Genomic DNA, 25695 nt, shown 5'->3' on the forward strand with positions numbered 1-25695 from the left:
GATTCGAATCGGTCGGAACGGTCCCCGTGCGAGCGGCTGTCAGTCGCCGGGGCGGCCGGTGCGTCGCGCCCGGGCTCTCAGTCGTCACCGGTCGTCGTCGTGTCGTCGCGATCCACGTTCCCGGACTCGGCGTTCGCATCGGCGTCGGGCCCGTCGGTCAGGGCGCTGCCGCGCCAGCCGCCGCTCTCGAACCAGCCGGCCGCGACGACCGCCGCGACGACCCCGGAGACGGCGAAGGCGAACCAGATGCCCGTCGGGTCGGGAGCGCCGAAGAACCACGCGTCCGTCGGGAGGACGCCCCGCGAGGCGACGTACGCGACCGGGAGCCGGATGAAGCCGAACAGCACGACCGCGATGGCGGCGGCGGTCAGCGTCTTCCCGGCGCCGCGGAACCCGCCGCTGTACGCGCGGAGCACGCCGACGAAGCCGAACGTCGGAGCGATCCACCGGAGGAACGACGCCCCCTCGGCGACGACGGCCGGCGAGTCGTCGAACACGGCGATGATGTCCGGGGCGAACGCGAAGGTGATGGCGCCGAGCAGCGACAGGAGGACGAACGACGTCTTCGCCGCGAACCGGTTGGTCGCGACGACGCGGTCCTCGCGACCGGCGCCGATGTTCTGTCCGGTCATCGCCTCGACGCCGCGGTCGATGGCGATGGCGGGCATGAAGATCATCGAGAAGACGCGGACGCCGACGCCGAAGCCCGCGACGACCGGTGTCGAGAACAACGTCACGATGACCAACACGGCGTTGATCGATACCGCCCGGCCGGTGTTCTCGATCGACGCCGGGACGCCGATCCGGAGCAGCTTCCTGCTGTATCCGAGGTCCGGCACCATCTGTGCGAGGTGGATCTGGATCCCGTGGGCGCCCCGGAGCATGATCCAGAGGCCGACGACCATCGCGGATCCCCGTGAGAAGACGGTCGCTATCGCCGCCCCCTCGACGCCGAGTTCGGGCAGCGGTCCGACGCCGAAGATCAGCAGGGGATCGAGGGCGACGTTGAGGACGACCGTGCCGAACATGACGAGCATGGGCGTGACGGTGTCGCCGGCGCCGCGCATCAGCGCGATGAAGACGGTGAAGCCGAAGAGGAACGGCAGTCCGAGGCTGATGACCTCCATGTACTCGGTCGCCAATCCCAACACCACCGGTTCCGCCTCGAAGACGTTCAGCAGGTCGGCGACGAACTGGAAGCCGAGGGCGCCGAGGCCGACGCCGGCCAACAGCGTGAACGCGACCGTCTGTGAGGCCGCGTACTCCGCGCGCTCGGACTGCTCCGCCCCAGTGTGTTGGGCGACCAGGACGCTCCCGGCGACCGTGAGGCCGAGCCCCAGCGAGATGAACAGGTAGACGAGCGGGAACCCGAGGCTGATCGCCGCCAGCGCTTCGGTGCTGTACCGACCGAGCCAGAACGTGTCCGCGAGATTGTAGCCGACTTGGAGGAGGTTGGTGATGACGATCGGCAGCGACAGGAAAAACAGCGAGCGAGGGATCGAGCCGTCGGTCAAATCGAGCTCCGACTGCGACTTGAACAGCCCCGCGAGGAGACTGAGGAGGCTCATCGGTGGCCCCCAGCGCGGACGGCCGCCTGACGCCCGACGGCGCGACGGCGAGACGTGTGAGGAATCAACGACGATCTGTACGGTCGTGAGGCAATTAAATCGTGTCCTCGCTGAGAGCGACCCGCGACGGGGCCAGGGACGGGCGCGGACTCGGAGACCGACAAGTGGGAGACGAGTCGGGTGTCGAGAGGCGACGGGCGGCCGGATCAGGAGCAGGAATGAAAAATTAATTCTACCATCGGCCGCGCTTCGGGGCGAACGAAGCGAGACGACTTGACCTCCTCCCGCGCCTGAAGACGCGGGAATCCCACCACGGGATTTCAGGCCGAGCGTGGCCTGGCGGTTTCAAGACGTATACGTTCCACGCGTCGCCTGCTGGGTCTCAGCATCGGCGTGGCTGTCTTGTGGGGCGGTCAAACGCCCCCCATCCTCAGCCGAGTCATCGCCATCCGTGTGTTCTCTTGAATGGCTCTCTCCGCTGAGGTAGCGGTCTGCGATGTTTATCGCCCCGTTCACATCCGCTTGATACTCATCCACCCAGCAGTCGTCGTTCGTACACGTAAACGTCGCCTGTTGTGGGCGGTATCCCACTTCACCGCAAGCGTGGCACTCCTTCGAGGTGTTGCGTGGGTGTACCGTCTCAACGGGGATCCCCTTCTCAACGGCCTTGTAGCGTATCTGCGCGTGGAGTTTGGCAAATCCCCACCCGTGGAGACGCCGGTTCATGTACTCGCCGTAGTCCATCGACTCCCGGATGTACGTCAGGTCTTCCAGAACCAGCACGGGATTCTCGACGGACTCGGCGTACTCCACGACTTCGCGGGTGACCCGGTGGAACACGTCGTCTATCTGGTTCCACAGGTCGTCCCCGAACGACTCCGCGATACGCTCGCTTTCCCGCGTCTGGAGTCGGCGCTTGGCGGTGAAGTAGGTCTTGCGCAGCCGACGAACGGTCTTTCCCTCGTCGGCCCACAGTTCTGGCGCGGTCGGGGAACCGTGATCGTCGCGGTGACACACCGTGACGAGTGACGCTTCCCCGATGTCCACTCCGATGGGCGTCCGTTCTTCGGCGGACGCCTCAGAGCGTTCCCCCACGTCGCGGGTGGCGGTGACGTGGAGATACCACGTTCCGTCTCGCGCGAACAGTCGACTCTCGCCCATCTCCGCGTCGCCAGCGTTCACCGCTTCGAGCCAGCCCCGTTGCTCAGGGTTCGACTGTGCTGGCATCCAGAGGTGGTAATCCTCGTGGTGCGGGATTTTGACGTACCACTCGATAGCGTTCTCTGGCTTGTGGGCGAGCCGTAGCCCCTCGTTGGTGAACCGAACAGGGTGGTCGTCGTGAAGTTCGCCCGCGTTGTACGTCGTCGTGAGTTGCGGGACGTATTTTTTGAGCGCGTTCTTCGCGTACCCACTCAGGTCGTAGTTGACCACCACATCGTTCGTTTCAGTCTGCGTGGTACATCTGGCGTCGAAGGCGTCATGAAGGGCCTGTTGGTACGCCTCTCGCGTCTCTCGGAGTTTTCTCCGCTTGTGAGCGTTCGGCTCTACCAATTTGAGTTCCAGCGTCTTCGTGAGTCCGGTCACGACTCATCCACCTCGTGACGCTGGATGTAGTTCTCGACAGTCTCACTCGAAACGTGCCCAGCGGTCCCTGCGTAGTAGCCTCTCGCCCATCCGATTTTCTCGCCGTCATGGTCGGCGTATCGGTGGTTGTACTTGCGCGAGGAGATACCCTTGAACCAGTTGGCGAGGAGCGCTGGTTCGTTCTTGGGCGGGCTACTGACGAACAGGTGAACATGGTCCGGCTGTACGGTGAGATCGAGAATTTCGAGGCCCTTGTCGTCGGCAATTTCGTGGAGGATGGTTCGCACACGGTCAGCGACCTCGTTGACGAGTACCGAGTTGCGATACTTCGGCAACCACACTATGTGGTAGTTGAGGTTGTAAGTCGCGTGCCGTGTGGTCTTCACCTGCGTTACACACTATAGATCAAGGTGTCTTAATACTGTGGAGAATCGGCGGGAAATCCAGCCGTAGCGTCGTCGGTGGAGGTGTACGCTATTGTCCGCTTGACTCCCGCCTAAAGACGGGGGTATGCGCTCGTAACTCTATCACGCGGCAATCCAAGATATGGGGACGATAGCCGTCGCGTACTTGGGCGTCGTCCTCCTCGGCGTCTCGACGTCCGTCACCGGGGTCGCGCTCATGTCGGCGGAAGAGGGAGACTGAGACGAGCGAACACGGGTCGGTCTGAGGAGACGAATACGGGGGTCTCGTTGCTATCGGCACGGAGGCGCCGTCCTTCGACGCACCGCCGACTCCGCCCCCGAGGCCGCTCGAAGCCGTTCCCGGCCTCGAGTTAGCTGAATCGCACCGAAAACCCCGCTGCCGACGGTCAGTACAGCAGTTCGTCGTCGTTCTCGATCATGTACAGCGACCGGGCGGCGATGTTGACCGCGTGGTCGCCGACGCGTTCGAGGTCGCGGATCGTAAGGAGGAGCCGCGAGACGTTCCGCATCGTCGCCTCCACGTCCTCCTCCTCGCGGAGCTCGTCGCGCTCGATGAGGTCGCGGACGACGAGGTCGCTCGCGGCCTCGCAGGCGGCGTCGAGGTCGTCGTCCGCCTCGGCGACGGCGTGACAGCGCTCGGGGTCCGACTCCGCGTACGCGTCCATCGCCTCGTCGAGCATCGCCAGCGTGTCGTCGCCGATACGCTGGACGTCGACGTCGGGGAACACCTCGCGGTCGGCCCGTTTCGCGTACTCGCCGAGGTTCGTCGCGAGGTCGGCGATCCGTTCGAGGTCGGTGATGATCTTGAACGACGCGGCGATGAACCGCAGGTCCCCGGCGACCGGCTGCTGGAGCGCGATCAGGTCCGTACACTGCCCCTCCAGTTCGAGATAGAGGTCGTTGATCTCGGCGTCGCCGGTTATCACTTCCTCGCCCAGCGCAGCGTCCTGCCGTTCGAGGGCGTCGAGCCCGGTGCGGAGCCGCTCCGCGACCAGTTCGCTCATGTAGAGCACGTCGTCGCGGAGGGCCTCCAGTTTTGTCTGGTACTGTTCGCGTGGCATCTTGGCGTATTCGCCACGCCGGACGCACAAAAACACGTCGGCGAAGTTCAACTACCGGAAACTATCACTGGTTATCCGACGTACGGTCGAACGCTGCCAGTGTGTCCGGAGACTTATACGTCGGGGAGAAACGGACAGCAATGTCACGGAAACTCGACTCGTCGCGGCGGCGCGTGCTTCGCGGCGTCGCGACCGGGGTGACGGCAGGGGCGATCGCCGGGTGCGCCGGCCGCGGCGCCGACGGCGATGGGAACGGAACCACCGGCGGCGGAAGTGGCGGAAGCGACGACAACGGGGACGGAGGTGGTGACGAGCCGGTCAGCGGCGGGGAACTGGTTTACTCACAGCAGGTGTCGCCGATCGAGTTCGACCCGATCGTCGTCAACGACATCTACTCGCAGCAGGTGTGTTCGCAGGTGTTCGAGCCGCTGTACGCCTACGACGAGGCGACGAACCCGGTCCCGCACCTCGCCAGCGAGGAGCCGACCGTCGAGCGCGACGGGACGCGGTACGTCGTGGAGCTCCGCGACGGGCCGCGCTTCCAGAACGGCGATCCGGTCACCGCGTCGGACGTGCGGTACTCGCTGCTCGCCCCGGTCGAGGAGGAGACCGCCAACGCGCCGGACGTCGAGATGATCGACACGATCGAGGTCGTCGACGAGCGGACCGTCCAGATCGACCTCCAGTACGGGTACGGCCCGTTCTACACGCTCGCGCTGACGCGGAACGTGGTTCCCGAGTCGGTCAGAGAGGCGGACAGGGATGCGTTCAACCTCGAATCGCCGGTCGGCTCCGGGCCCTTCGAGTTCGACGACTGGACCGAAGGGGAGTTCGTCGACCTGGTCCAGTGGGACGACTACTGGGGCGACTCGCTGCCGTACCTGAACCGACTCCGGTTCGAGCCGGTTGAGGAGAGCACGACGCGCGTCGTCTCCTTAGAGACCGGCGAGTCGGACGTCGCCGACGGGATCACGCCCCAGACGTGGGAGACTGTCGAGAACGCCGACAACATGTCGCTCCAGTCGGAGCCCGGCATCTCCTACTACTACATCGCGTTCAACTGCAACGAGGGGCCGACGGCGGACCCGCAGGTCCGAGAGGCGATAGACTACGCCGTCTCGATGGACCAAGCCGTCTCGAACTTCATCGAGCCGGCCGGGGAGCGCAACTACGCGCCGGTGCCGCTCCCGGTCGCTGACTCGTGGGACTTCCCGGTGGACGACTGGGCGGACATCGGCCACGACCGCGACGTCGACCGCGCGGCAGAGCTGCTCGCGGACGCGGGCGTGCCCGAGGACTACAACTTCCGGATCATCGTCCCGCCGGACGACCTCCGCGAGCAGATTGGCATCTCGGTCTCGAACGGGCTGAACGAGGCCGGCTACGACGCGGAGGTGCGCCGGTACGACTGGGGCACCTTCCTCGACACGTACGACACGGGCGACGAGGACGACTACAACATGTACGCGCTGGGGTGGCTCGGCGGGCCCGACCCGGACTCGTACGTGTACAACCTGTTCCACGACGGCCAGATCGGCGCCACGAACGGGACCTACTACGAGAACGACGACCTCATGGACGAGATCATCGAGGCGCGGCGCGCCAGCGACATCGACGAGCGGCGCGAGCTGTACGAGTCGATCATCCCGACGGTGCTCGAAGACCGGGTCCACCTCCCCAGCTACAGCCTGCGCGTCTCCATCGGCGTGCGCGACTACGTCAACGACTTCGTCGCCCACCCGCGCTCGCAGTACAACCCCCGGATCGTGAGCGACTACAACAACGTGTGGCTCGACCAGTGACGGGCCGGCTCGACGAGTAGCGCGGGCTCGGTCGAAGCGTTCAAACCCCGCCGCGACGACGGCTCGGGTATGCAGAACATAGAAGACCTCGTCCTCGACGAGAACGAGGAGGCGCTCGCGCCCGCGGTCGTGATCGCGACAATCGCGCTCCTCGCGGTGTTCGTCGTCGGAGTCCTGGTCTCCGTCGTCGGACTCGTCGCTTGATCGGCCCCGTTCCGGCGACGACGGCCCGCCCGCTCTCCCGCTGCGAACTGCGCGCTCTCCCGCTGCGAACCGCGCTCCCGCTGCGAACTGCGCGTCCAGACCACCCCCTCCGCGTCCACGGCGTTTTTTGTTCCTCCGACGGGTCGGACCGGTATGGACCGCGGGATACTCGCCGACCTCCTTGACCGCAACGACGACCACGTCGCTGCGCTTCCGTCCGGCTCCTTCGACCGGCACCGCGACGGCCAGCGGCCAGGCGTGGTCTCCGTCTGCTGCTCCGACTCGCGCGTCTCCCAGGAGGGGATGTTCGCCGTCGACGAGCCGGGGTTCCTCTTCACCTCCGGCGCCATCGGCAACAGCGTGAGCGCCCTCGTCGACGGCGAGCGAGTTCTGGACGGCAGCGTGGCGTACCCGCTCGGGCACACCCACACCGAGGTCCTCGCCGTGGTCGGTCACACGGGATGCGGCGCGGTCGAGGCCGCGCTCACGGCCGCCCGAACCGGCGAGTTCCCGTCGGAACCGGGTGTCCGCGCCGACGTCGAGGCGCTGTTACCGATCGTCGAGGAGGGGCTGAGCGACCCGGCCGTCGTCGGTGACGCGGCCGACGGCGACGCGGCCGACGGCGACGCGGCCGACGCCGAGGTAGATGCCGACGAGATGGCCGGCGCGAACGACGCACAACCGGACGCTCGTACCGGTTCCTCGGTCCACGACCGCCTCGTCGAGTACAACGTCCACGCACAGGTGGCGTTCGCTCGCGAGAGCGAGGAGGCGGCCAACGCGACGGTGTACGGGTTCGTCTACGACCTCCACGGCGTCTACGGCGACCGCGACGGCGCCGCCTACCTCGTGAACGCTGACGGCGAGCGCGACCCCGCGGCGCTCCGTGAGCTCGTCGGCGAGGCGCACGCGGGCCACGTGGCGACGCTACTGGAGCGGTAGCGGTCGCTTCCGGCCCGCTTTCCGGACCGGCGCAGACCGGAAGGGCCGCATCCGACAACCGTTTCACGGCGACGCCCGAAGGTGGTTCAAATGGACCGACGCGTCCTGTTCGCGACGCTGATCTTGCTGGCGGGCGGCGCGACCGGCGTCGGCGTGGCGCTGTTCGCGTTCGTCGGCGTCGACGACGCCACCACGGAGGCCACGGTCGTCTGGGAGTCCGACCCGGCCGCGGGCGACGACGGCAGCGGCGCCGTGGTCGCGACCGTCGACGGCGACCCGCTCCTCATCCGGCCCGCGGTCGAGAACGGGTCGCGGGTCGTCTCCGCGACGGTCGTCGGGACCGACGAGACCCCGTGGGCGGCCCCGGTCTCCGGGCCGGACGCGGAGCGCGGCGGCGGCGACGGGACGGGCGACGGGAACGACTCCGACGAAGCTGGCGGCGACCCTGTCGGCGTCAGCGCCCTCACCGCGGGCACGCTCGGCGGCGACCCGGTGGTCGCGCTCACGACGGCGTCGGGCGACCTCGTCGTCGTCGACGCGGCCGACGGGACGGAGCGGTTCGCGATCGACCTCGGCGGCCCCTCCGGGCTTCGCCCCGCAGTCGGCGACCTCACCGGCGACGGGAGCCCGGAGGTCGCCGCGGTCACGACCGACGGGGAGGTTCGCGTCGTCAACGGCGAGGGCGACGCCGTCGCCGAGGCCTCGCTGCCGGGCGAGGTCGACCGCCGGCCGCTCGTCGTCGAGCCGGACGCGGACGCCGAGGTGCGGGGCGGGCTCGCGGTGCTGACGACCGCGGGCGACCCCGCGACGATCCACATGCTCGGCGCGGACGGCGAGATGCGCTGGACGACCGAGCCGAACGTGAACCCGCTGAGCTGGAACGCGGCGGACAGCCGCGACGGCCCCGTGTTGGCGCTCGGGGGGGCGAACGGGAACTTGGAGACCGTCGAGGCGAGCGACGGGTCGGACCGGTACGAGGTCGGGCTTCAGGACCGCCCGGTCGCGATCGGCGACGCCGACCCCGGTCGGGTGTACGTCGGCGGCACCGGGAGCGTGTGGGCCGTCGACCTCCTCGACGGAGAGGTCGTCTGGAAACAGCAGTACGGCGCGTCGACCCGGGTCAACGAGCCGCGCATGGGCGACGTCGACGGCGACGGCGAGCGCGCGCCGGTCGTGGTCAACCGCGCCGGCGAGGTACTCGCGATGACCCAGAGCGGCGAAGTGATCACCCGGGGCGGCCCCGCCGAGGTCGTCGCCTACGGCGGCCCCCTGTTCGCCGACGTCACCGGCGACGGCGGCGAGGAGGTGATCGTGGTCGCGGACGACGGGACCGCGATCGCAGTGGAGACCTGAGCCGAGTGGGCTGTCGTAGCGATTTATAAATAGCGGTTTTTTCGAAAACGGTCGACAGCGAGAGGTTTTGGGGCGGGATTCACCGGAAACGCGGTGTGTCGACTGAGCGAGGACTACGCGGCTGGCGGGCGGCGGTGAAAAGTGAAAGTCCGAGCGCGACCGCGTCAGTGGTCCTCTTCCTCGTACACCCAGGCGGCGGTGTCGAGGCCGTAGTCGACGAGCTCCTCGTCGTCGAAGAACAGGTCGATCTCGCGTTCGTTGGCGCCCTCGTCCTCGTGGTCCGACGCGTGGATCACGTTGTGGCCGAGGTCTAAGCCGAAGTCGCCGCGGATCGTGCCCGGGGCGGACTCGGCGGGGTCGGTCTCGCCGACCATCGCGCGGACCTGTCGGGTCGCGTCCGCGCCCTCCCACACCATCGCGAAGACGGGGCCGGAGGTGATGAAGTCGACGAGGCCGTCGAAGAACGGCTTGTCCTCGTGCTCGCCGTAGTGCTCGTGAGCGAGCGCCTCGTCGATCCGCATGAACTTGCCGCCGACGAGCTTGAGCCCTCGGTCCTCGAAGCGAGAGACGATCTCGCCGATGAGGCCGCGCTGGACGCCGTCGGGCTTCACCATCACGAAGGTGCGCTCGTCGTGGTGGCTCACTGGTCGTCGCCTCCCGCGCGGTGGCCCTCCTCGGTCCACTCGACGTCGCGCGCCTCGCGGCCGAGGAAGTAGTTCTTCTCCGCCTTCGAGTCGACGAAGTGGAGGATCTGTCCGTCCTTTTTCACGTACATCGTGCCCGTGCCGGGCTCGATCTCCTCACCGCTGTAATCGCAGGTGCGTGTCTCGACCATTGGTTATCGTCCTCCGATGGAGTCGGCGTCGCGCTGGGTCTCCCGCAGCTGGAGCACGTCGCCCAGACGGACGGGACCCAGGACGTTCCGGGTGATGATCCGGCCCTGGTTCGATCCCTCCTGGATGCGGCACTTGACCTGCATGGCCTCGCCGTGCATCCCGGTCTTGCCGACGACCTCGATGACCTCCGCGGTCGTCGAGTCGCCGGTGCCCTCTTCTGCGCTCATGGGAGGTTATCGGAGCTCCGCGACCTTCTCGCCGATGTCCTCGACGTCGTCGGCGGCGTCGCCGGCGTCGACGACGGCGGCGGCGGCCGAGCCGACCTCGAGGCCGGCGGCCTGCCCGACCTCGTCCTGCGTGTCGACGAAGGCGACCGGGATCCCCTTCTCCTCGGCGAGTTCGGGGAGGTGCATCACGATCTCCTCGGGGGAGACGTCCTCGGCGACGATGACGAGGTCGGCGTTGCCGCGCTCGACGGCCTTGGTGGTCTCGTTGGTTCCTTTCTTCACGGTGCCGGTGTCTCGGGCGACCTCGAGCGCTTCGAGGGATCGCTCCGCGAGGTCCGCCGGGGTGTCGTAGTCTACGTAAACGGGCATATGTTTCTCCTATCCTCCGTGCGGGCTCGCGTGTCCGTCCCGTGGTCGGTCCCTATCGGAACGGCACATCATCAACCCCACAGAGGCTGTGCCCCGTCGTAGTCCGGACATCCATAAAAGCGCTTTCAATGTCCCGCGCGTGTGCGAGCGGGGATCACGGGGCGGAACCGCGGGCGGAGCGGAGCCGACAGGAGCCCTACCGGTGTCGGGCGCGGACGGACTCCGCGCTTTTTAAACCCGACTCGCTCCTTCGGTCGCGTATCGAATGGTCCGTCTCGTTCACTACTCCGACATCGAGAACGTCTTCGACGCCCCCGAGCGGGCGGCCCGCCTCGCCGGTCGGATCCGGGCGCTCTCCGGGGCCGACGCCGCGGTGGTCGCCACCGGCGACACGACCGCGCCGGGCGTCCTCTCGCTGGTCGCGACCGGCAGGCAGGTCCTCGACTTCTACGAGGCGACCGACACCGTCCTCGACACGTTCGGCAACCACGAGTTCGACTACGGCCCCGACGCGATCCGCGAGCTCGTCGCCGACGCGCCCGCGACGTTCGTCTCCGCGAACGTCCGCGACGAAGCGGGCGAGCCGTTCGGCCGCGACGAGGGCGTCGTCCCGTGGGCGACCCGCGAGGTCGACGGCGAGACGGTCGGCTTCGTCGGCGTCACCGACCCCGCGACGGACTCGCTGAACCCGATGGCCGCCGACCTCTCGTTCGACGACCCGATCGCCGCCGCGCGCGACGCGCTCGCGGAGATGCGGACCGCGGTCGCCGAGCGGGGCGAGGGAGGGAATGTCGGCGCCGACCCCCTCGATCGCGTCGTCGTCCTCTCGCATCTCGGCGCGGGCGACGACGACCTCGCGCGCGAACTCGACGTCGACGCGGTCCTGGGCGGCCACGTCCACAGCCGCCGGAACGAGGTCGTCGACGGCACCCTGCTGGTCCGGCCCGGCGTCAACGGCGAGGCGGTGGCCGAGGTCGACCTCGACGCGGATCCGCCGGCCGCGACGCTCCACGAGCCGGACGGGGCCGAGCCCGCGCCCGGCCTCGCGGACGCGCTCGCCGAGCGCATGGCCGCGGCCGACCTCGACGAGACCGTCGACGTCGTCGACGAGCCGATCGAGCGCGCCGGCGACGTGGTCCACGGCGGGGAGTGCCGCGTCGGCAACTTCGTCGCGGACGCGTTCCGGTGGGCCCACGACGCCGACGTGGGACTGTCGAACGCCGGCGGACTCCGGCAGGGCGACCCGTGGGCGGGCGACGTGACGAAAGCGGACCTGATATCCCTGATTCCGTTCGAGGAGCCGGTCGCGCTCGCCTCCGTCAGCGGCGCGGAGCTCCACGACGTGTTCCGCGAGATGGCCGCGCCCGACGTGGACTTCGGCGAGGACGACTGGTGGCACGGTCACGTCTCGAACGCCCGCGTCGTCTGGGACGACGACGCCGAGCTAGTCCTCGAGGCCACCGTCGGCGGCGAACCCATCGACGCCGACGCGCGCTACACGGTCGCCGTCTCGGAGTACCTGCTCCACTCCGAACACGAGTTCCCGACGCTCGCCCAGCGCCACCGGATCGACGAGGCCGACATCCAGTACGAGGTGCTGGCCGCGTACGCACGCGAACACGGGATCGATCCCGATATCGAGGGCCGGATCGAGATCCGGAACCGCGCCGCCGCGACCGACGGAAGCCGGTGAGCGGCGACGGACGGTTCTAAGCGAACCGCGGAGCGAGGTACCGGATCGAGGCGATGGACTCGACGGACGGCGTCCCCGTTCCGTTCGGCGGGCCGCGGCCCCGCCGGCCTCGTTCGAGGTGTCTCGAGCGCGCCGAGACACCGTTGCGACCCGCGTCCGTCGACGACCGCATCCACGACGGAGCGTGGGAGGCCCGTCATCGGGGAGAGGTGACGGAGTCGTCGGGTTTAACGTCGACTACGGAAAGCGAACTCGCTCCGCGAAAAATCGGCGATTCCGACGTGTTCCGTGCTGCCGCGTCGGTCAGCCGCTCGTCTCGTTGTCGGATTCCGTCTCGTTGTCGGTCCCAGTGCCGTTGCCTGTTCCGGTCTCGTTGTCTGTTCCTGTTTCGTTGTCAGAGTCCGTCTCGTTATCGGTCCCGGTCCCGTCGTCTGTTCCAGTCTCGTTATCGGAGTCCGTTTCGTTGTCGGTTCCGGTCTCGTCGTCGGTTCCGGTCTCGTCGTCGGTCCCGTCGTCTGTTTCGTCGTCTGTTCCGTCGTCAGTCCCGTCGTCTGTTCCGGTCTCGTCGTCTGTTCCGTCGTCAGTCCCGTCGTCTGTTCCAGTCCCGTCGTCTGTTCCGGTCTCGTCGTCAGTGCCGTTCATATCCTCCGAAGGCGCGTCCGGTTCGTCCGCACAGCCGGCGAGGCCGATGACGCCGGCCGCACCAACGACACTAACGAACGTTCGACGGTCGAGTTCTTTTCGTACCATAGATCGAACCTCGTCGACCGTGGGTGTTCCGTACCCATTGTTACGATTCGAGTACGGAAAGAATCGCGTTATTACTATGAAATGTTCGCATGGAAATTGAGAGATCGTGCGACAGCGACGTGGAAACGGACGGATAGGTTCTCTCGGCGAAACGCCGACAGGACGACGTTGAGGCCCCGAATAGACGGGACTGGTCGTCAGACCTGAACGGCTGAACTAACTGTCGACGCGACGAACGGCGACGGGACCGGGGTGCTCTTCGAACGGCACGACGGCGGTCCCGACAGTCCAGTCCTACTCGAGACAGCGCGGTCGTACCGACCCGGCGCGAGGTCGGTAACGAGGGCTTTTTCGACCGCGAGTTCGGATTTCGCACCGGCCCCTCTCGCGTCGGGAGACTACACGGTAGCACCGATCTGACGCCGCTCTTCAACCGGGTTCCAGTCGCCTACTCGTGGTAAGCTCGCCGAACCGGATACTGGTTCTTTTTGTATGAGGAGGTGTTCGGAGATGCGAAAGCACGATGCCGGACCAACCGCCGCCGGAAGACGAGACGGGAGTTCGGTCGCGGCGATCGCTGGTCCGCACCCTCGGCGGAATCGGCGCGGCACTGTTCGGCGGCGTCGGGAGCGCGGTCGCCGGCGGCATCGGAACACACCGACACGGCCGGACGTCCGCAAACGGCAGCGGAGACGGGATCGGGGACGGACTGAAGCGGTCAGAGACGTTTCACGAGCGACTCGTCGACCGCTTCGGCGCCGACTCGTTCGAGGGGCTGGAGGTCGGCCGACGGGACTTCCTCGTGGACGTGAGATACGTCGGCGACGCGACGGTGGACGACTCCGTCAAGCGGAACCTGGAGGCGCTGTTCCGCGACAACGGCATCTACATGCAGTGGCTCGACCACCCGAACCGGATCAGTGAGCGACAGTTTCTCGAGGCGTACGGGAACGACGCCTACAGCATCCTCTGGGCCAGAGAGAGCTTCTACGCCCGTGAGATCGAGGACGACCTGAAAGACGTCGCTTTCCAGCTGATAGTCGTTCCCGGGAAGCGCGAACCGCCGCACGAGGGGCGCGTCTACTCCCACCTCTCCGACAACTTGCGCGATCGGTGGAACGACGGGTGGGTCAACGGGATGAACGCCGGGAACAGAGCCGTCGTCGGTCACCGCGAATCCCCCCGCGAGCAGCTGCGACTCGCCCTTCACGAGATATCCCACCTCGTTCTCTGCCACGACGACGATCCCGCGAACTCCGGGGAGATGGGGACCCAGCAGCGACTGGATCTCACCGAGGCCGAATGGGCGGCGCTGCGGAACGGTCTCGACGCGGTCCGGGACACGACCGGCTACGACGTCGCCTTCCGCCGGTGTTCCTGGTCGGAGTACGCGCCGCTTTGACTCCCTCGAGAGCGGTCTCTTGAGGGACGGAACGCGCCGAGCGGCCGAGGGCCGTCGCCGCGTCCGCGACGGAAAGTATCCGCCGCCGAGCCCCGTCAGTCCAACTCGATCTCGACGTCGTGCTGGCGGCCGGCCGCCTTCACCGTGTTGTAGAGGAGCATCGCGCGCGTCATCGGCCCGACGCCGCCGGGCACGGGTGTGATCGCCCCAGCAACATCCTTCGCCGACTCGTAGTCCACGTCGCCCACCAGCTCGTACCCCTTCTCCGTGTCCGCGTCGACCCGATTGATCCCCACGTCGATAACCGTCGCGCCCGCCTTCAGCATCGAGCCGTCGACGAACTCCGGGATGCCCGCGGCCGCGACGACGATGTCCGCGCCCGCCAGTTTCGCCTCCAGGTCCTCGGTGCGCGAGTGACAGACCGTCGTGGTCGCGTTCCCGGTCGGCGACTTCTGGATCAGCAGGTTCGCCATCGGCTTCCCCACGATGTCGGAGCGGCCGACGACGACCGCGTCCGCGCCCTCGGTCTCCACGTCGTAGGCGTCGAGCAGCTTCTGGACGCCGTGAGGCGTACAGGGTTTAAATCGGGCGTCGCCCGCGACGAGACGGCCGACGTTCTCCGGGTGGAAGCCGTCCACGTCCTTCTCGGGGGCGATCCGTCGGAGGACCGTCCGCTTGTCGACGTGGTCCGGGAGGGGAAGCTGGACCAGAATCCCGTGGACGTCGTCGCGGTCGTTGAGGTCGTCTATCGTCTCGTACAGCTCGCTCGCGGGGGCGTCGGCGTCGATCTCGACGTGGAAGCTCTCGATGCCGACCTCCTCGCAGTCGCGCTGCTTCATCGAGACGTACGTCTCGCTCGCCGGGTCGTCGCTCATCAGCACCGTGGCGAGCCCCGGCGCGACGCCGGCGTCGCCCAGCCGCGTCACCTCGCCGGCGACCGCGTCCCGCACGTCGGCCGCGACCGCCTCACCGTCGATGATCTCCGTCATGTACGGCCGTCGTCGCCCCCGCGATAAAAATGACGCGGGATCGTGGTCATCGAACGGTTGCTATCTGTAATTCGATCCGAGAACGTGGATCGACTTCTCCGAAACGGCTACTCGGGGAACAGCTCCTCCTCGCGCTCGACGCCGTCGATCGCGGCGACCTCCGACTCGGTCAGTTCGAGGTCGGCCGCCGCGAGGTTGGCGCGGAGGTGCGCCTCGCTCGACGCCTTCGGGATCGCGACCACGGGATCCTTCGCGGTCGCCCACGCGATCGCGACGGCCTCGGGCGTCGTCCCGTGCGCGTCCGCGACCTCGACGACGGCGTCGACCTCCCGCACGCGACCGCCGGCGAGCGGCGAGTAGGCGACGACCGGATACCCGTGTTTGCGGGCGTGATCGAGCAGCGTCGGTTTATAAAAGAGCGGATGAAGCTCGGTCTGGTGGGCCGCCGGGGGCCGGCCGAGGACGTCGATAGCGCGGTCGAGATCGTCGATCTCGAAGTTCGAGACGCCGACGTTCCGTACGAGGCCGTCGTCGACCATTCGGTCCAACGCCGGGAGCGTCGCCTCGGGATCGTAGTCGCCGCGCGGCCGGTGGACGTACAGCAGGTCGATCGCGTCGACGCCCAGCCGCTCCGCGCTCTCGCGGGCGGCGGGCGCGACGGCGTCGGCCGCGAGGTCGTCGATCCACAGCTTGGTCGCGACGGTGACGTCCGCGCGGTCGAGGTTCTCCGTGGCGTCCACGGCGTCGCCGACGCCGGCGTCTCCGGCCAGCCCCGCGGCGAGCCCCTCGCCGACGACCGCCTCGTTGTCGTAGATCCGGGCGGTGTCGAGGTGGCGGTACCCGAGCGCGAGCGCGGTCGCGACCGATTCGGGGTCGTCGATCCCCATGGTGCCGAGGCCGACGGGCGGGAGTTCCATACGGACGACTCGTTCGAGGCGGTCCAAAAGCGGATCGGACCTGCTACCGCGACCGCGCTTCTCTCCTCTCCCCTCTCCTCCCTTCGCCGCGCCGCCGGGATCGTCCGCTCGGTTCGGCGGGAGTCGCGTCCGGGCTCACCGGCGGCGTCCGCAGATGCTCACGAGGTCGTGGAGGTCGTCGATCTCGTAGGTCGGGTGGCAGGCGAGCTCCGTCGACCGGCGGTGAGGGCGCCGGATGAACGCGGAGTCGATGCCAGCGTTGTCGGCCGCGCGGACGTCCGACTCGTTGTCGCCGACGAACAGCGCCGTCTCCGCGCCGAGGTCCTCGAGGGCGCGCTCGATGTAGTACGGGGAGGGCTTCTTGCGCGAGAGGCTGGCCACCGAGGGCTCGCGGCCGTACGCAACCTCGAAGCGGCCCGCGAGCCCGAAGTGGTCGAGCAGGGCGTCGACGGTCGCCTGCTGATTCGAGGAGACGACGCCGAGCGAGGCGTCCAGCGCGCGGAGGGCGTCGACGTCCTCGTACGGCGTCTTCCGTCCCTTCCGGGCCGCGTCGATCTGGGCCGCGGCCGCCGTCTCGTCTCTGACCCGCCAGAACTCCGCCGGCTCCACCCCGTAGCGCTCGCAGATGTCCGTCAGGGTCGCGGGATCGACGCCGACCGCGACGTCGTCGACGTGAGCGAGGTCCGGGTCCTCGACGCCGAGGCTCACGAACGCGTCCCACGCGGCCTCGCGGAGCGTGTCGAACGGCGTCCGTCCGATCAACACCCCGTCGTTGTCGAGGACGACGGCGTCGTACACGGCTCTCCGTGAGACGGTAACGGGCAAAAAGGTTTCACACGCCGAACGGACGGCGCCTCAGATGCCGAGCGGCGCCTCAGATGCCGAGCGGCGCCTCAGATGCCGAGCGGGCGGCGCTTCACGCGCGGACGGCACGACAGCTCAGACGCCGAACAGGCGGAGGAAGAGCCCGGCTAGCAGCGCGAGCGTGCCGGCGATCACGCCGATAAACGGGATCGGAACCGGCAGCGGGATCACGATCAGCGCGACGCCGAGCGCGATCAGCGCGGTCGAGAGTTTCACGAGACGACTTCGGCTCCGACGCCCAAATACCTTCAGGCGGATTTCGACGGTCGGACGAAACTCGCCGGCGGGCGCGACGACTCCCGCACTTTCAATACCCGGCCCGTCGAATCCTTAGATTGGACTATGAACATCTCTGATATCGCAGTGCCGGAGTACGTCGAGGTCGACGTCGACGAGCGGCTCGCCAAGGTTCGTTCTATCTTCGAGCGAGAGAACCCGAAGGGCATCGTCGTCGTCGAGGACGGCGAGTACGCGGGCGTCGTCGGTGAGAAACAGCTCATGCGCTCGCGAATGGAGGACGACACGAAGGTGTCTGCGGTGATGAAGCCGGCGCCCTCGGTCGACCGCCACGAGGACGTCCGCGAGACCGCGCGGCTCCTCGTCGAGGGCGACGTGAAGATCGCCCCCGTCTACGAGGGGGAGAAGCTCTTCGGCATCGTCACGGTCGACCAGATCCTCGAGGCCGTCCTCGACAGCCTCGACGCGATCACCGTCGGCCAGATCGCCACCGAGGACGTGATCGGAATCAACGACAAGGACAGCGTCGGCCGCGCGATTAACCTCCTCCGCGAGAACGGCGTCTCTCGGCTGCCGGCCCTCGACGAGAGCGGCGACCTTGTCGGCGTCGTCACCACGAACGACATCGTCGAGTTCGTCGTCCGCGACCAGGAGCGACAGGGCAGCGGCGACCGCGCCGGCGACATCGATCGGATGCTCGACATCCCCGTCTACGACATCATGTCGAGCCCCGTCGTCACGGCGGCGAACGACGAGACGGCGCAGGCGGTCGTCGAGCGCATGTTCGACAACGACGTCTCCGGGCTGGTCGTCACGCCCGAGGGCGCCGACACCGTCGCGGGCATGGTGACGAAGACCGACGTGTTGCGCGCGCTCACGTTCACCGAGCAGGACTCGATGGACGTCCAGATCACGAACGTCGACCTGCTGGACACGACCTCCCGCGAGCACATCGTCGAGTCCATCGAGCAGGTCGCGGACAAGTACGCGGACATGCACGTCATCCACGCGCACGTCCGGCTCCACGCGCACAAGGAGAAGCTCCGCGGCACGCCCCTGATCCAGTGTCAGATCCGCCTCCGCACCAACGAGGGACAGGTCGGCGGCTCCGGCGAGGGGTACGGGGCCGAGCACGCCTTCCACGTCGCGCTCGACAAGCTAGAGCGGAACGTCCTCGAGATCAAGGGCGTCAACGCCGACGAGGAGTACCGCGGTCAGCTCCTCCGCAAGCTCGGCGAGCTGTGAGCCGGTAGCGCCCGCGGTACCGGGCGCGACCGTCACGTCGCCGTCGACGGCTCTCGTCGTTTCGCCGCGAGAATTTCCGTCCTCGTCTTCGTCTCCTTCGCCGTCCGCTTCGATTCGTCTCTGGAAACTCAGGCGTCGGTCCCCTCCGCGAGCCCGTCCCCGACGATCCGGAATGTCGCGGTGTCGCCGGCGGGCTTCGAGCGGTGCTTTTCGAGCGTCGCCCGGCGGTTCCCGCCGCGGAACCGGTCGACGCGAAGGATCGCGCCGGTCCAGTGGTTGAGGGTGTTGCCGCCGAGCGCGCGGTCGCGGTCGCCGTCGGGGTCGGTGAACACCTGGTTCGTGATCACGACGGCGACGTCGTGGCGCCGGGCGAGAGAGAGGAGGTGCGTCACCTGCTTGGCGACTTTCCGGAGCGACTCGCCGCCCTCGGTGTCGCCGGCGCGCTCCAGCCGGTAGAAGCCCGTGGCGGAGTCTAACACGATAAGCTCGACTTCCTCGGCGAGCTCCTCCGCGTCGCGGACCGCCTCGCGCTGGTCGTCGAAGTCGTACGCCTCCGAGATCACCAGCCGGGAGGCGAGCTCCTCGAGCGTGTCACCGCCGTCGGCTCGGTCGAGCCGCCCCTCGGCCAGCTGCTCGAAGCGGTCGATCGACAGCCCCTCGGTGTCGATGTAGAGGGCGCGGTCGCCGTCGGCCGCGACCCCGACCGACGCGGCGAGCGCGAGGTTCGTCTTCCCGGCGGCCGGCGGGCCGTACACCTGCGTGACGACGCCGCGCTCGAAGCCGCCGCCCAACAGCTCGTCGACCGGGCGACAGCCGGTCGGGATCGGATCGGTCACTGAGGAGGGATTCGCCCGCGCTCGTATTTAAACGGTCGATCGCGTCGCTCGTCGAACAGCGGCCGGTGCGTATCGGGGGACGGCCGTCGCTCGTCGGGATGTGATAAGTGTGAAAGAAACGGAGATGGCGCCGATCACGTGGAGCGACGGCCGAGATCCGGTAGTGCGTGCGGACGCGTCGTCCGCGGTGTGGGGGATTAGTTGCGGACGAGGTTCGTCGCGCGGGGTCCCTTGGGGGACGATTCGATGTCGAATTCCACTTCCTGACCCTCCTCGAGGTCCGGGCCGCCGACGTCTTCCATGTGGAAGAACACGTCTTCGTCGTCGTCGAGGTCGCCGTCGTCAGTCGAGATGAAACCGTAGCCGCCAGTGTCGTTGAAGAAATCAACCTTACCGTTTGCCATTGCGAATAAACGTACAGCCCGCCTGGGGATAACCCTTGCGAGGGGCACGGTACCACGGGGGTTCCGGACGTTCGTCCACCGGTAGAAGTTCAACGAGTAGCGACGGTTCACGACCACTGGAGCCGCTCTTCGGGCGCTCCGGGTCGTGTTCAGCGCGCGCCACCAGCCGCGGGGTTCATTTACGCGCGACCACGTAGGTCGGACAACGACATGGACCGCCGCCACTTCCTCCGCTCGCTCGCCGCGGCCGGCGCCGCCGCCGGCGCGACCGCCACGGCCGGCTGCGCCGGCGTTATCGGCGATTCCGGTCCCGAGGGAACGATCCTCGGCCCGCCCGAACAGAGCCGCGGGGATCCGGTCCACCCGATCCAAGGCGACGAGATGCCCGAGTTCACCGTCCCCGACCCGATCACGGGCGAGGAGATATCGACGGCGCAGTTCGAGGGCGAGCGCGCGTTCCTGTGGACGATGTTTTATACTAACTGCCCTGACGGCGTCTGTCCGGCGCTCATCCTCCGACTGCGGCGCGCACAGGAGGTCGCCGCGGAGGAGGGATTCGGAGACGAAGCGGCGTTCCTCCCCACCACGTTCGACCCTGAGCGTGACACCGAGGAGGCCCTCCGCGAGTACGCGAGCCAGCGCGGGGTTGACCTCGACGCCGGAAACTGGCACTTCCTCCGCCCAGAGACGTACGAGAGCGGACAGGAGCTGTTCGACGAGCAGTTCGGGCTCAAAATCCAGAAGTCGTTCGACAACGACTACGAGAGCCTAGAGTACACGTTCCCGCACTACGGACTCATCCTCCTCGTCAACAAGCGTGGGATTGTCGAGCGGGCGTACCCGCGCGGGCCGACCACCGACGTCGAACGGCTCGTGGACGACTTCCGACGGGTGGTCACGGCGTGAGGCGACGAGACCTGTTGGCCGGCCTCGCGAGCGTCGGGGTGCTCGGGGGGGCGGGCGCCGTCGCGACCGGGGGAGTCCCCAACTCGCTCGGTGGAAGCGTCCTCGACGGGGAATCCGACGAACTCGGCGAAAACGGCTCCGAAAGTAGCGACACCGACAGCGGCAGACCGGAGCCGATCGAGCCGGTGACGATCGACACTATCGAGGCGCCCGGTAGTCGCGACGGCGAGGTGACGATTCCGGCGCCGGATCGGCCGACGTTCGTCGACTTCTTCGGGACGTGGTGTCCTCCCTGCGCGGAGCAGATGCCAGCCCTCGCGGAGGCCCACGATCGGATCGGCGACGAGGTGCTGTTCGTCTCCGTGACGACGGAGCCAGTCGGCGAGAGAATTAGCGAGGACAAGGTGGTGGATTGGTGGCATAAACACGACGGTGACTGGCTTGTCGCCGCCGATGTCTCGGCCGAACTCGCGGCGCGGTTTCCGATCGGGAAATACCCGAGCGCCCGGGCCATCGACGCCTCCGGCCGGGTCCAGTGGGCGACCTCCGGAACCCACACGACCGAGGAGTTCGTCGCGGGCATCGAGCGCGCGCTCGACGGATGACGGGGCTATCTGACCGATGACCGACGTCTCGCTCGCGACGAACGTCCCGTTCGCCGTCACCGCCGGCGTCGCGACGTTCTTCTCGCCGTGCGCGTACCCCCTCCTGCCGGGGTACGTCGGCTTCTACGTGAACTCCGTCGAGGCCGACTCCGCGTCGGTCCTCGGCGCGGGGGTGCGCGGCGTCGCGGCCGCGCTGGGCGTGCTGGCGACGTTCGCGCTGCTCGCGGGCGCCACCGTCCGGGTCGGCTACTCGACGCTGTCGAACATCACCGTGTTCGAGACGCTCGTCGGCGCGCTGCTCATCCTCTTCGGGCTGCTCGTGGCGTCCGGGCGCACGCCGTCGATATCGGTGCCGCTGCCCGAGCGGCGGTCGAGCGTGTTCGGGTTCGGGGTCTTCGGCGCGGGGTACGCGCTCGCCGGCGCGGGCTGTGTGGCGCCGGTGTTCCTCGGCGTCGTCGCCCGCGCGATCGCGCTCCCGTCGGAGGCGGCGCTCCTCGTCATCGCGGTCTACGCCGGCACCGTGGCCGTCCTGATGGCCGCGACCACCGTCGCGACCGGCGTCGGCCTCGTCAGCAACGCCAACCGGGTGATGACACACGCCGGACTCCTGAAGCGGATCGCGGGCGCCGTGATGGTCGTCGCGGGCGCCGGCCAGCTGTACCTCTCGCTGGTCGTGTACTGAGGCCGGAGCCGCGCGGCGAGACCCGAGCGGTCGTGCTGCGCGCCGTGAAAGCGCTCTTTGTCTCTCCCTTGACATCCTCCCCGCGCTGAAGCGCGAGGATTCCCACGGCACCGTGCCGCTGGGTTGGGATATTGTGGTTTACGACGTGACCCGTTCTTGAGGTGCGAATACACCAGCTTCCTTGTCAAACAGGAACGTCGATGGCTGTGCCAACCAGCCGTTACTCCTATTCACCGACAGATTCGGTGAACTCGGAGATACTTTCTGTCGGATGTTCTCAGCGCCGTTCACGTCAGCGTTCGCCACTGTACCGCAGTCGTCGCAGACGTACAACCCACGTTCAACACGGTTCGCGTCACGTTTGCGACCACAGCACGAGCACGACTTCGACGTGTCCTCCTCGGAGACTTCCTCGACGACAATACCTTCCATCTCCGCCTTGTATTCGAGGAGGTCGGTGAATCGGTCGAATGCCCACGAGTGTAAGTCGAGATTGCCGTGTTTTCCCCAGTTTTTCGACTCATCAGTGTCATCGTCTTCGCGAATCCCTGAGAGATCACCCACTACAATCGTTCCAACACCTTCCTCAACACACCGCTGGATGATGTGTTTCGAGAGCGTGTGGAAATAGTGGGTACGACGAGCCGACTTTTTCTGGTTCAGCCGGGTGGCCTGCTCGGAGTTCGAGTCATCACACCGGGCAATCCGCTTGCTGAAGTAGTAGTCGTCCTGCTTCAGACAGTTCAGCGGATACAAATCGCTGTGACCGTCCTCGTAGGCGAGCGCGGCGAAGTTGTTGATCCCGAGATCAACGCCCACCGTCTTCTCACCGGGGGCTTCAGCCACGTCGATCTCGACCTTACAGACGAAGTGTAGTTTCCATTCCTCACCCGCCCAAACTGTCCGAACCTGTTGGACGTTCTCGACGGTGGAGAGATCAACGTCGGGGCGGGTTTGGTACTCACAGAGGATGAAGTCCGACCAATACTCCTTGAGGTTCGACCCCTTTGAGAGTCGAACGCGGTTGTACTGGGTATCGAGTTTGAAGCCAGCGGCTTTGAACGTCACCGTCGAACGCGGGTGCTCCTCGCCGTGTTTGCGGTAGCCGGGCGGGTTCGCTCTCGTATCTCCGTTGCGTCGTTTGCCGTACCAGCCGTTGAACGCCTCAGCGAGTTCTTGAAGGACTCGCTGACTTGACTGCGAATGTAAGTCATCATAGCGTTCGTGGGTTTTGAGGTACGTGGTGAGTTCGTTGTGGTTCGGGATATAATCGATTTTATCCCAAATCCGACTACATGTCCACCGTCCGACGTTCCAGAGTTTCGAGGCAGCGAACCCGAGCGAATCAAGGTCGTCTTGCACTCGAGACTGGTTCCGTATGGAAGCGGTGTAGGTGCGGGTGACGACCTGTTTCACTATACGTAACCTATATAAATAAAATTACTTGAAGGCTTGGATTGGAGCAGCGTGGAATATCCAGCCGTGCCATCGACCGGTGGATTGTGGAGAGTAATGTCGGATTCATCCCCGCGCTAAAGCGCGAGGCTTTCTCCTTGATTCTCCGTAAGTTCTTAAGCGATACCGCGGAATCTCCGCACAGCCGAACCGACAGGTTCGGTCCCCGTACTATGAAGCTCGACGATTTCACCGCCGCGAACGCACCGACCGACAGCGCGGAACCGTTCCAGCGCGAGAACAGCTACACCCTAGACGTCGACGTCGACGGCACCGTCATGGCGAAGGCGGGCTCGATGGTGGCGTACACGGGCGACGTCTCCTTCACCGGGAAGGCCTCCGCCGAGGGCGGCATCACCGGCTTCCTCAAGGAGGCCGCCACCGGCGAGGGGACGCCGATCATGGCCGTCGAGGGGCAGGGCCACGTCTACTTCGCAGACGACGGCAAGAAGGTCCAGGTGATCGAGCTTGGCGCCGGTGAGTCGATCACGGTCAACGGCGAGGACGTACTCGCCTTCGAGGAGTCGCTCTCCTACGAGATCAGCGCAATCGACAGCCTCGCCGGCGCGCTCGCCGGCGGCTTCAGCAACGTCTACCTCGAAGGCCCGGGCTACGTCGCGCTCACCACCCACGGCGACCCGATCGTCTTAGAACCGCCGGTTGCGACCGACCCGAGCGCGACCGTCGCGTGGGGCGGCACCTCGCCGGACGTGGAGGTCAACCGGAGTCTCTCGGACATGATCGGCCAAGAGTCCGGCGAGCGATATCAGATGCGTTTCGACGGCGACAGCGGCTTCGTCGTGGTCCAGCCGCGGGAAGAACACGTCTGAAGCGAGAGGAAGCCCGCAACCCCACAAGTCGGGCCTACCGCGCCGCCAGCCAGTCGGCGAAGTCGCCGGTGAGGAAGTCGACGTAGTCGACGATGCCGAGGTACAGCGAGACGATCACGACGATCACGATCGGGATCCGAACGGCCCAGATCCACGCGCCGTCGAGGTCGCCGACGTCCGCGATTCCTTTCCGGAGTTCCGCGCGGCCGACGTCGGGGATGACCCAGCCGACGAACAGCGCGAGCAGCAGCGACCCGAGAACGAGCAGGATGCCGTCCGCGAGCAGGTCGTACAGGTTGAGGAACACCAGATCGAGCGTGACCGGCACGCCGAGCAGGAACACCGCCGCGCCCAGGGCGGCCGACGCCGGAACACGAGCGACGCCGAGTTCGTCGATCAGGTAGGAGACGAGCACTTCGAGGATGCTGATCGCGGAGGAGAGCGCGGCGATCCCGACCATCCCGAAGAAGACGATCCCGATGATCCGCCCGCCCGGGACGCTCGCGAACGCCGACGTGAGGCTCACGAAGATCGCGCCGGCACCGCCGGTCCCCGGTTCGATCCCGACCGTGAAGAGGACCGGAAAGACGACGAAACCAACGAGGACGGCGATGAGCGTGTCGATCGTCGCGATGATGCCGGCGTCGGCCGCGAGGTTCCGGTCCTCGCCGAGGTAGGAGGCGTAGGTGATCATCACGCCCATCCCGAGCGACAGGGTGAAGAACGCCTGCCCGGCGGCGGCCGGGAGGATCTCGGTCCAGTTCGCGGTGATCGTCCCGAAGTCGGGCGAGAGGTAGTAGCCGTACGCCGCGGCCGCGCCGTCGAGGGTGAACCCGTAGGCGGCCAACCCGACGAGCATCACGAGGATGGCGGGGACCATCACTTTCACGCTCAGTTCGATGCCGCGCCTGACGCCGGCGGCGATGATGCCGACGACGAGCAGCATGAAGACCGCGTGGAAGAGGAGCGTGTCGAGGCCGGTCGAAACCGTTCCGAACAGCGCGTTCGCCTCGGTCGGGTCCGTGAGGGTGTACCCCTCGGTGATCCCGATAAGCGTGTACCGGAGGAACCAGCCCGCGACGACGCTGTAGTACGAGAGGATGATGAAACCGGTGACGACGAACAGCCAGCCGGCGTACGACCAGACGCCGCTCCCCAGTTCCCGCAGCGCGCCGACGGGGTTCCGGTCGGTCCGCCGCCCGATGACGAACTCGACGAGGATCGCCGGGAACCCGATCAGCGCGACGAACGCTAGGTAGGTGATCAGAAACGACGATCCGCCGTACTGGCCGGTGATGAACGGGAACCGCCAGATGTTCCCGAGGCCGACCGCGCTGCCGACCGCGGCGAGGATGAACCCCATTCGGGTCGCCCATGTCTCGCGTGCCATTGGTGTCGAAGAGAGATCCTGTACCGTGTATAAGCGTGTCTCTCTGTCGCTCTTACCATCAATCATCGAAGATGATCAATTGGGCACCCGGGTGGCGATGACGATCTGGCGCCGCGCGG

The 25695-nt window shown here is 67.0% G+C and carries 28 protein-coding genes; 11 read left to right on the plus strand and 17 right to left on the minus strand.

Translation table 11 applies throughout. The features are described from left to right. Positions 1 to 77: 77 nt before the first annotated feature. The 4 genes from F3H13_RS06535 to phoU all read right to left on the minus strand — a co-directional run bounded on the left by F3H13_RS06535 (position 78) and on the right by phoU (position 4638). Positions 78 to 1568, minus strand: a complete 1491-nt coding sequence (locus F3H13_RS06535; RefSeq protein ID WP_149798238.1) for an MATE family efflux transporter — start codon at positions 1566 to 1568, stop codon at positions 78 to 80. A 345-nt stretch (positions 1569 to 1913) separates the two neighbouring features. Next, a complete protein-coding gene (locus tag F3H13_RS06540) occupies positions 1914 to 3152 on the minus strand; it encodes an RNA-guided endonuclease InsQ/TnpB family protein (RefSeq protein ID WP_149798239.1) in 1239 nt (412 codons plus the stop codon). Next, positions 3149 to 3538 (minus strand): IS200/IS605 family transposase, encoded by a 390-nt coding sequence (tnpA, locus tag F3H13_RS06545; RefSeq protein ID WP_149798240.1) that lies wholly within the window; start codon positions 3536 to 3538, stop codon positions 3149 to 3151. The genes F3H13_RS06540 and tnpA overlap by 4 nt, the downstream gene beginning before the upstream one ends. Before the next feature lie 425 nt (positions 3539 to 3963). Next, positions 3964 to 4638, minus strand: coding sequence for a phosphate signaling complex protein PhoU (gene phoU, locus F3H13_RS06550; RefSeq protein WP_149798241.1), 675 nt, complete (start codon positions 4636 to 4638; stop codon positions 3964 to 3966). A 140-nt stretch (positions 4639 to 4778) separates the two neighbouring features. Here phoU and F3H13_RS06555 point away from each other — a divergent pair, with 140 nt between their 5' ends. From F3H13_RS06555 to F3H13_RS06565, 4 genes are all read left to right on the plus strand, one after another. Further along, the gene (locus F3H13_RS06555) at positions 4779 to 6440 is read left to right on the plus strand and encodes an ABC transporter substrate-binding protein (protein ID WP_149798242.1); all 1662 of its coding nucleotides are present in this window, start codon (positions 4779 to 4781) and stop codon (positions 6438 to 6440) included. A gap of 69 nt (positions 6441 to 6509) precedes the next feature. Next, the gene (locus F3H13_RS16505; protein ID WP_262488590.1) at positions 6510 to 6644 is read left to right on the plus strand and encodes a hypothetical protein; all 135 of its coding nucleotides are present in this window, start codon (positions 6510 to 6512) and stop codon (positions 6642 to 6644) included. A 153-nt stretch (positions 6645 to 6797) separates the two neighbouring features. Further along, complete coding sequence (locus tag F3H13_RS06560; protein WP_149798243.1) at positions 6798 to 7586, plus strand: carbonic anhydrase; 789 nt, start codon at positions 6798 to 6800, stop codon at positions 7584 to 7586. Positions 7587 to 7676: 90 nt separating this feature from the next. Beyond that, positions 7677 to 8939 carry a PQQ-binding-like beta-propeller repeat protein gene (locus tag F3H13_RS06565; protein ID WP_149798244.1) on the plus strand — a complete coding sequence of 421 codons (1263 nt, stop codon included), beginning with the start codon at positions 7677 to 7679 and terminating at the stop codon, positions 8937 to 8939. Between the two features lie 164 nt (positions 8940 to 9103). On the opposite strand, the gene ndk is transcribed toward F3H13_RS06565, so the two are convergent. From ndk to rpl7ae, 4 genes are read right to left on the minus strand one after another with little or no spacing between them, the layout of a single operon-like run. Continuing rightward, complete coding sequence (gene ndk / locus F3H13_RS06570) at positions 9104 to 9583, minus strand: nucleoside-diphosphate kinase (protein ID WP_149798245.1); 480 nt, start codon at positions 9581 to 9583, stop codon at positions 9104 to 9106. Then, positions 9580 to 9774, minus strand: coding sequence for a 50S ribosomal protein L24e (locus tag F3H13_RS06575; RefSeq protein WP_149798246.1), 195 nt, complete (start codon positions 9772 to 9774; stop codon positions 9580 to 9582). The genes ndk and F3H13_RS06575 overlap by 4 nt, the downstream gene beginning before the upstream one ends. 3 nt (positions 9775 to 9777) lie before the next feature. Then, a complete protein-coding gene (locus tag F3H13_RS06580) occupies positions 9778 to 10002 on the minus strand; it encodes a 30S ribosomal protein S28e (protein ID WP_004595321.1) in 225 nt (74 codons plus the stop codon). Positions 10003 to 10008: 6 nt separating this feature from the next. After that, a complete protein-coding gene (gene rpl7ae / locus F3H13_RS06585) occupies positions 10009 to 10371 on the minus strand; it encodes a 50S ribosomal protein L7Ae (RefSeq protein ID WP_004595322.1) in 363 nt (120 codons plus the stop codon). A gap of 265 nt (positions 10372 to 10636) precedes the next feature. Here rpl7ae and F3H13_RS06590 point away from each other — a divergent pair, with 265 nt between their 5' ends. After that, positions 10637 to 12064, plus strand: coding sequence for a bifunctional metallophosphatase/5'-nucleotidase (locus F3H13_RS06590; protein ID WP_149798247.1), 1428 nt, complete (start codon positions 10637 to 10639; stop codon positions 12062 to 12064). Positions 12065 to 12367: 303 nt separating this feature from the next. Here F3H13_RS06590 and F3H13_RS16155 read toward each other — a convergent pair whose 3' ends face one another. After that, on the minus strand, positions 12368 to 12814 hold the full coding sequence (locus F3H13_RS16155; RefSeq protein WP_188128012.1) for a hypothetical protein: 447 nt from the start codon (positions 12812 to 12814) through the stop codon (positions 12368 to 12370). Between the two features lie 523 nt (positions 12815 to 13337). Here F3H13_RS16155 and F3H13_RS06600 point away from each other — a divergent pair. After that, positions 13338 to 14216 (plus strand): hypothetical protein, encoded by an 879-nt coding sequence (locus F3H13_RS06600; RefSeq protein ID WP_149798248.1) that lies wholly within the window; start codon positions 13338 to 13340, stop codon positions 14214 to 14216. A 95-nt stretch (positions 14217 to 14311) separates the two neighbouring features. On the opposite strand, the gene F3H13_RS06605 is transcribed toward F3H13_RS06600, so the two are convergent. From F3H13_RS06605 to F3H13_RS16160, 4 genes are all read right to left on the minus strand, one after another. After that, positions 14312 to 15205: a bifunctional methylenetetrahydrofolate dehydrogenase/methenyltetrahydrofolate cyclohydrolase gene (locus F3H13_RS06605; RefSeq protein ID WP_149798249.1), complete on the minus strand. Its 894-nt coding sequence runs from the start codon at positions 15203 to 15205 to the stop codon at positions 14312 to 14314. 107 nt (positions 15206 to 15312) lie between these two features. Further along, a complete protein-coding gene (locus F3H13_RS06610; protein WP_149798250.1) occupies positions 15313 to 16122 on the minus strand; it encodes an aldo/keto reductase in 810 nt (269 codons plus the stop codon). 135 nt (positions 16123 to 16257) lie between these two features. Next, on the minus strand, positions 16258 to 16920 hold the full coding sequence (locus tag F3H13_RS06615) for an HAD family hydrolase (protein WP_149798251.1): 663 nt from the start codon (positions 16918 to 16920) through the stop codon (positions 16258 to 16260). 141 nt (positions 16921 to 17061) lie between these two features. Further along, the gene (locus tag F3H13_RS16160) at positions 17062 to 17202 is read right to left on the minus strand and encodes a hypothetical protein (protein ID WP_188128013.1); all 141 of its coding nucleotides are present in this window, start codon (positions 17200 to 17202) and stop codon (positions 17062 to 17064) included. A 126-nt stretch (positions 17203 to 17328) separates the two neighbouring features. Here F3H13_RS16160 and F3H13_RS06620 point away from each other — a divergent pair, with 126 nt between their 5' ends. Beyond that, positions 17329 to 18468 carry a CBS domain-containing protein gene (locus F3H13_RS06620; protein WP_149798252.1) on the plus strand — a complete coding sequence of 380 codons (1140 nt, stop codon included), beginning with the start codon at positions 17329 to 17331 and terminating at the stop codon, positions 18466 to 18468. Positions 18469 to 18596: 128 nt separating this feature from the next. Here F3H13_RS06620 and radB read toward each other — a convergent pair whose 3' ends face one another. Then, on the minus strand, positions 18597 to 19304 hold the full coding sequence (gene radB, locus F3H13_RS06625) for a DNA repair and recombination protein RadB (RefSeq protein WP_149798253.1): 708 nt from the start codon (positions 19302 to 19304) through the stop codon (positions 18597 to 18599). 197 nt (positions 19305 to 19501) lie between these two features. After that, on the minus strand, positions 19502 to 19708 hold the full coding sequence (locus F3H13_RS06630; protein WP_004595330.1) for a cold-shock protein: 207 nt from the start codon (positions 19706 to 19708) through the stop codon (positions 19502 to 19504). Positions 19709 to 19918: 210 nt separating this feature from the next. Between F3H13_RS06630 and F3H13_RS06635 the strand changes: the two genes are divergently transcribed. The 3 genes from F3H13_RS06635 to F3H13_RS06645 are packed head-to-tail and all read left to right on the plus strand — an operon-like array spanning position 19919 to position 21901. After that, positions 19919 to 20614, plus strand: a complete 696-nt coding sequence (locus F3H13_RS06635) for an SCO family protein (protein ID WP_149798254.1) — start codon at positions 19919 to 19921, stop codon at positions 20612 to 20614. Continuing rightward, positions 20611 to 21219 (plus strand): TlpA family protein disulfide reductase, encoded by a 609-nt coding sequence (locus F3H13_RS06640; protein ID WP_149798255.1) that lies wholly within the window; start codon positions 20611 to 20613, stop codon positions 21217 to 21219. Before F3H13_RS06635 ends, F3H13_RS06640 begins: the two co-directional genes overlap by 4 nt. A 16-nt stretch (positions 21220 to 21235) precedes the next feature. Next, complete coding sequence (locus F3H13_RS06645) at positions 21236 to 21901, plus strand: cytochrome c biogenesis CcdA family protein (RefSeq protein ID WP_149798256.1); 666 nt, start codon at positions 21236 to 21238, stop codon at positions 21899 to 21901. Between the two features lie 138 nt (positions 21902 to 22039). Here F3H13_RS06645 and F3H13_RS06650 read toward each other — a convergent pair whose 3' ends face one another. Next, a complete protein-coding gene (locus tag F3H13_RS06650; protein WP_149798257.1) occupies positions 22040 to 23320 on the minus strand; it encodes an RNA-guided endonuclease InsQ/TnpB family protein in 1281 nt (426 codons plus the stop codon). Between the two features lie 209 nt (positions 23321 to 23529). On the opposite strand from F3H13_RS06650, the gene F3H13_RS06655 reads away from it, so the two are divergent. Next, positions 23530 to 24186, plus strand: coding sequence for an AIM24 family protein (locus tag F3H13_RS06655; protein ID WP_149798258.1), 657 nt, complete (start codon positions 23530 to 23532; stop codon positions 24184 to 24186). A gap of 34 nt (positions 24187 to 24220) precedes the next feature. Here F3H13_RS06655 and F3H13_RS06660 read toward each other — a convergent pair whose 3' ends face one another. Continuing rightward, positions 24221 to 25576 carry a sodium-dependent transporter gene (locus F3H13_RS06660; protein ID WP_149798259.1) on the minus strand — a complete coding sequence of 452 codons (1356 nt, stop codon included), beginning with the start codon at positions 25574 to 25576 and terminating at the stop codon, positions 24221 to 24223. Positions 25577 to 25695: the final 119 nt, after the last annotated feature.

Origin of the sequence: Halorubrum xinjiangense (assembly GCF_900102375.1) — an archaeon.
Lineage (GTDB): Archaea > Halobacteriota > Halobacteria > Halobacteriales > Haloferacaceae > Halorubrum > Halorubrum xinjiangense.